Source organism: Streptomyces sp. PU-14G (assembly GCF_041028275.1).
Lineage (GTDB): Bacteria > Actinomycetota > Actinomycetes > Streptomycetales > Streptomycetaceae > Streptomyces.
In genome coordinates, this window is the sequence record NZ_JASKYT010000676.1 from 1 (window position 1) to 1292 (window position 1292).

The following is a 1292-nucleotide window of genomic DNA, read 5'->3' on the forward strand; positions in this document are numbered from 1 at the left end:
GCGGGAGAGGACGCCACGGGCGGGGGCGCGGGCATGGGTTCGCCCTCGCGCGGCTCCGGGCGACTGGTGCCGGGCACCCACGACGTGCCGTTCCAGTAGCGGATGTACCCGGGGATGGACGGATCCGGGTAGTACCCCGCACGGGGTACCTCACCATGAGCACCGGAGGGCCCCACTGCCTCCAACTCCCCTCACCAACGACACCTTTGACCTGTCCGCGGCGGCGCCCTGTGCTGGGCCGCCACCGGCGGCGCGGCGGGAACCTCCGCCTGTCCAAGGAGGACAGTAACGAAGAAGACCGCCCGGGGAGGAAGCAGACGGGTGTGAAGCCCGCCTTCGAGCGAACCTCGAACGCCTCGCGTCCGCGTCTGTCACTCCCCCGTCACCTGCCCGTACCCGGTGTCGTACGGCTCCGGCGAGGAACCTTCGGAAAAAAGTCCCGGAACCCGTGTAACGAACCGCGGGGGACGGCCTCTAACCCTGTGCGGGCCTCGCGCAGCGGCCCGCACAGCGACGGAGGAAAGGGCGCAGGCTATGCACACTGTCGTCGAACGTGAAGTCGAGATGAGGCTCGTCCTCGCGCCGGAGCGCAGCGTGGCCGTCCCGGCCCGGCTCAGCTACCGCACGGATGATCCCTTCGCCGTCCACGTGGCCTTCCACATCCATTCCGAGACCCCGGTCCACTGGACGTTCGCCCGGCAGTTGCTGGTCCAGGGCGTCACCGAGCCGTGCGGGGACGGGGACGTGCGGGTGTGGCCGACCAGCGTGGAGGGCCGGGAGGTGGTGTGCATGGCCCTCAGTTCCCCGCACGGTGACGCGCTGCTGGAAGCGTCCTCCCCGGTGCTGGCGGCCTGGCTCGAACGGACGCTGCACGCGGTCCCGGTGGGCGACGAGCAGGACGCGATGGGGCTGGACGCCCAGTTGAGCGAGTTGCTGCGGCCGTGAGCCGGGGCACTGGGGCCCGGCACCGGGGCCGGGCCCCTGCGCGTCGACTCGCGGGACGTTTCCGGCGGGAGGGAACGCCGTCCCGCGAAAGAGCACCGCGCGGGGGCTCCCTTGATCGCCCCCGACACCCGTTCGGGTGGCCCGCCGACACGGTGGCGTCTGCCGGCACGGTGCCCTCCGCCGGCGCCGGACCGGGTGCGGAGGCGTCCGCCCGCGCCGGACCGGGCGCGGAGGAGTCCGCCCGCGCCGGTCCGGGTGCGGAGGCGTCCGCCGGCGCCGGACCGGGCACGGAGGCGTCCGTCAGTGCCGGTCCGGGCGCGGTGGTGGGCCGGGTGTGGGTGCGGGGG

2 protein-coding genes and 1 pseudogene are annotated in these 1292 nt (G+C 73.6%); 2 read left to right on the top strand and 1 reads right to left on the bottom strand.

Annotated elements, in window-relative coordinates; translation table 11 throughout:
- Window positions 1–176, bottom strand: a 176-nt coding sequence (locus tag AB8Z75_RS34605) for a DUF2510 domain-containing protein (RefSeq protein ID WP_369209059.1), incomplete at its 3' end; no start/stop codon positions are given.
- A 358-nt stretch (window positions 177–534) separates the two neighbouring features.
- Here AB8Z75_RS34605 and AB8Z75_RS34610 point away from each other — a divergent pair.
- Both AB8Z75_RS34610 and AB8Z75_RS34615 read left to right on the top strand, forming a co-directional pair.
- Entirely contained in the window at window positions 535–945 is a 411-nt protein-coding gene (locus AB8Z75_RS34610) for an SsgA family sporulation/cell division regulator (protein WP_369209057.1), read from the top strand.
- A 152-nt stretch (window positions 946–1097) separates the two neighbouring features.
- A pseudogene (locus AB8Z75_RS34615) lies at window positions 1098–1292 on the top strand (MerR family transcriptional regulator); the annotation flags it as partial.